Origin of the sequence: Halorhodospira neutriphila, assembly GCF_016584055.1 — a bacterium.
Taxonomy (GTDB): Bacteria; Pseudomonadota; Gammaproteobacteria; order Nitrococcales; family Halorhodospiraceae; genus Halorhodospira; species Halorhodospira neutriphila.
The window spans coordinates 1-3,695 of record NZ_NRSH01000173.1; the positions used below are offsets into that span (position 1 = coordinate 1).

Annotated in this window: 4 protein-coding genes; 1 reads left to right on the plus strand and 3 read right to left on the minus strand. The window is 69.0% G+C overall.

Features of this window, described 5'->3' with window-relative positions; all coding sequences use genetic code 11:
* The 3 genes from thrC to alaC form a co-directional block, all read right to left on the minus strand.
* A partial coding sequence (thrC, locus tag CKO13_RS11195; RefSeq protein ID WP_200261010.1) for a threonine synthase occupies positions 1–637 on the minus strand: 637 nt, incomplete at its 3' end.
* Between the two features lie 3 nt (positions 638–640).
* Positions 641–1,951, minus strand: a complete 1,311-nt coding sequence (locus CKO13_RS11200; RefSeq protein ID WP_200261013.1) for a homoserine dehydrogenase — start codon at positions 1,949–1,951, stop codon at positions 641–643.
* Positions 1,952–1,980: 29 nt separating this feature from the next.
* Complete coding sequence (gene alaC / locus CKO13_RS11205; RefSeq protein ID WP_200261016.1) at positions 1,981–3,180, minus strand: alanine transaminase; 1,200 nt, start codon at positions 3,178–3,180, stop codon at positions 1,981–1,983.
* 137 nt (positions 3,181–3,317) lie between these two features.
* Here alaC and CKO13_RS11210 point away from each other — a divergent pair, with 137 nt between their 5' ends.
* Positions 3,318–3,689: an Mth938-like domain-containing protein gene (locus CKO13_RS11210; protein WP_200261019.1), complete on the plus strand. Its 372-nt coding sequence runs from the start codon at positions 3,318–3,320 to the stop codon at positions 3,687–3,689.
* Positions 3,690–3,695: the final 6 nt, after the last annotated feature.

Below are 3,695 nucleotides of genomic sequence, written 5' to 3' on the forward strand. Positions count from 1 at the left end.
CCGCCGCCCCCTCGGCGCACTCGCTGTAGCCGATCCAGTGGGCGGTGATGTTGCCGGCGTTGCCCACCGGCAGGCAGTGGTAGTCGGGGGCGCGCTCGAGCTCCTCGATGATCTCGAAGGCGGCGGTCTTCTGCCCCTGGAGGCGGTAGGGGTTGACGGAGTTGACGATGGTCAGCGGCTCCTTCTCGGCGAGCTGCTTGACCAGGCCCATGCCGGCGTCGAAGTTGCCGCGGATCTGGAGGATCTGCGCGCCGTGCATGATCGCCTGGGCGAGCTTGCCCATGGCGATCTTGCCGTCGGGGATGAGCACGAAGCAGGCGATCCCGGCGCGGGCGGCGTAGGCCGCGGCGGAGGCCGAGGTGTTGCCCGTCGAGGCGCAGATGATCGCCTTGGCCCCCTCGTCGACCGCCCGGGTGACGGCCATGGTCATGCCGCGGTCCTTGAACGAGCCGGTGGGGTTGAGCCCCTCGAACTTGACGAAGAGGTCGACGTCGCGGCCGAGGTCCCGCGGCAGGTGGGTGAGCTGGATCAGCGGCGTCTGCCCCTCGCCGAGGCCGACGATGCGCACGTCGTCGCGCACCGGCAGACGGTCCATGTACTTGTTGATGAGTCCGGTGTAGCGGGGACGGAAGGGCATCGGTTACTCCAGGCTCTCGACCCGAATGCGCACCACTCGGCCGGTGGTCTTGTCCAGCTGCTCGAGCCGCTCGATGGCGGCGTCCATCTGGCGCTCGCGGACGCGGTGGGTGAGCAGGATGATCGGTACGTGCTCGGCGCCGGCCTCCGGCTGCTTCTGGATGATCGCCTCGATGGAGATCCCGAAGTCGCCGAGCACCCGGGTCACCTCGGCGAGGACGCCGGGCTCGTCGCGGGCCGACAGGCGCAGGTAGTACGCCGTCTCGACGTCGCGCATGGCCAGCACCGGCCCCTCGGAGAGGGAGTGGGTGTGGAAGGCCAGGTACGGGACGCGGTTCTCGGGCTCGAGGTTGAACTCGCGGACGACGTCGATCATGTCGGCGACCACCGCCGAGGCGGTGGGCTCGGCGCCGGCGCCGGCGCCGTAGTAGAGCGTCGGGCCGACGGCGTCGCCGTTGACCATCACCGCGTTCATGACGCCGTCGACGTTGGAGAGCATGTGCCGGCGCGGCAGCAGCGTCGGGTGGACCCGCAGGGCGTAGCCGTCCTCCTCGTGGAAGGCGAGCCCGAGGTGCTTGATGCGGAAGCCGAGCTCCTCGGCCCAGGCGACGTCGGCGCGGGTGATGTGGTCGATGCCCTCGACGTGGACCTTGTCGTACTGCAGCGGGATGCCGAAGGCGATGGAGGCGAGGATGGTCAGCTTGTGGGCGGCGTCGATGCCCTCGACGTCGAAGCTCGGGTCGGCCTCGGCGTAGCCGAGCCGCTGCGCCTCGGCGAGGACCTCGCCGAACTCCCGGCCCTCGTAGAACATCTCCGTGAGGATGTAGTTGGCCGTGCCGTTGATGATCCCGGCGAGCCACTCGACGCGGTTGCCGGTCAGCGCCTCGCGCACCGCCTTGATGATGGGGATGCCGCCAGCGACCGCCGCCTCGAAGGCCACGGTCACGCCCGCCTCGCAGGCGCGGGCGAAGATCTCGTTGCCGTGCTGGGCGATCAGCGCCTTGTTGGCGGTGACCACGTGCTTGCCGTTGGCCATCGCCCGCAGGATGAGCTCGCGGGCCGGCTCGCAGCCGCCGATGAGCTCGACGACGACCTCCACCTCCGGGTCGTCGACCACCGCGAAGGGGTCCTGCGTCAGGGCGATCCCCTCGAGCCGGCAGCTGCGCGGGCGCTCCGGGTGGCGCGCCGAGGCGTGGCTGACGCGGATCTCCCGCCCCGCCCGGCGGCTGATCACGTCGGCGTTGCGCTCGAGGATATTGACCACCCCGGAGCCGACGGTCCCGATGCCGAGCATCCCCACATTGACCGGTTTCAAGCCGTTACCTCCCCACTCTCCCAATTCGGTTACCGTTGATCCCGACGAAACATCTGCTTGATCCCCCGGATCGCCTGGCGGGTCCGGTGCTCGTTCTCGATCAGCGAGAAGCGCACGTGCCCGTCACCGTAGCTGCCGAAGCCGATCCCCGGCGAGACGGCGACCTTGGCGTCGGCGAGCAGCTTCTTGGCGAACTCCAGCGAGCCCATCTCCCGGTACGGCTCCGGGATGCGCGCCCAGACGAACATGGTCGCCTTGGGCCGCTCGATGGGCCAGCCGGCCGCCTCCAGCCCGTCGCAGAGGACGTCGCGCCGGGCGCGGTAGCGCTCGCGGTTCTCCTCGACGCAGTCCTGCGGCCCCTCCAGGGCGTGGATGCTCGCCACCTGGATGGGCGTGAACATGCCGTAGTCGAGGTACGACTTCATCCGCGCCAGGGCCGCGATCAGGTCCGGGTTCCCGCAGACGAAGCCGATCCGCCACCCCGGCATATTGTACGTCTTCGACAGCGAATAGCACTCCACCGCGACGTCCTTCGCCCCCGGGACCTGGAGGATCGAGGGGGCCTTGTAGCCGTCGAAGACGATCTCGGCGTAGGCCAGGTCCTGGACGACCCAGATCCCCTCCTTGCGGGCGATGTCGACGACCTTCTCGAAGAACTCCAGCTCCACGCACTGCCCCGTCGGGTTGGACGGGAAGTTGAGGATGAGCATCTTCGGCTTGGGGAAGGTGTCGCGGATCGCCTTCTCCAGCTCCGCGAAGAAGTCGCCCTCGGGGACCATGGGCACGTGGCGGATATCCGCCCCGGCGATGACCACGCCGTAGGGGTGGATCGGGTAGGCCGGGTTGGGCACCAGCACCGCGTCGCCCGGCCCGAGGGTGGCCAGCGCCAGGTGCGCCAGCCCCTCCTTGGAGCCGATGGTGACGATCGCCTCGGTCTCCGGGTCGAGGTGGACCCCGTAGCGGTCCTCGTACCAGTGGGCGATGGCCCGGCGCAGGCGCGGGATGCCGCGGGAGACCGAGTAGCGGTGGGTATCCGGGCGCTGCGCGGCCTCGCAGAGCTTATCCACGATGTGCTGCGGCGTCGGCTGGTCCGGATTGCCCATACCGAAGTCAACGATGTCCTCGCCGCGCTTGCGCGCCGCGGCCTTGAGCTCGTTGACGATGTTGAACACGTACGGCGGCAGCCGCTTGATCCGCGGAAAGTCGGCTTTCGGTAGATCAGCGTCCACGGGCGAACCTCAAGGGGATCTTCTAGAAGATCAAAGGATCGAAAAACCTTTGCAAAGTACTGATCGCGCCGGGAGGTGTCAAATCGACGCAAGTGCTAAAATGCGGGCTCTGCGGCCAGACTTCCCGAGGCGCCCCGATGAAGCTCGCCCGCGACGACGGCACCGCCACCTACCGCATCCGCGCCTACGAGCCCGGCTCGATCACCATCAACGAGCACACCTACGAGACCAGCGTGCTCCTGATGCCCGATACGCTCTCCACGCAGCTGCGCCCGGAGAGGCTCGACGAGCTGGCCCTCGCCGACCTGCAGCCGGCCATCGACTGGGCCCCGGAGCTCATCCTCCTCGGCACGGGGGCGCGGCAGGCCTTCCCGGCCCGCGAGCTGATGCGCTCGCTCATCCACGCCGGCATCGGCTTCGAGGCCATGGACACCGCCGCCGCCTGCCGCACCTTCAACCTGCTCATGAGCGAGGACCGGCGCGTGGCCGCCGCCCTGCTGCTGCGCTAGCCGCCG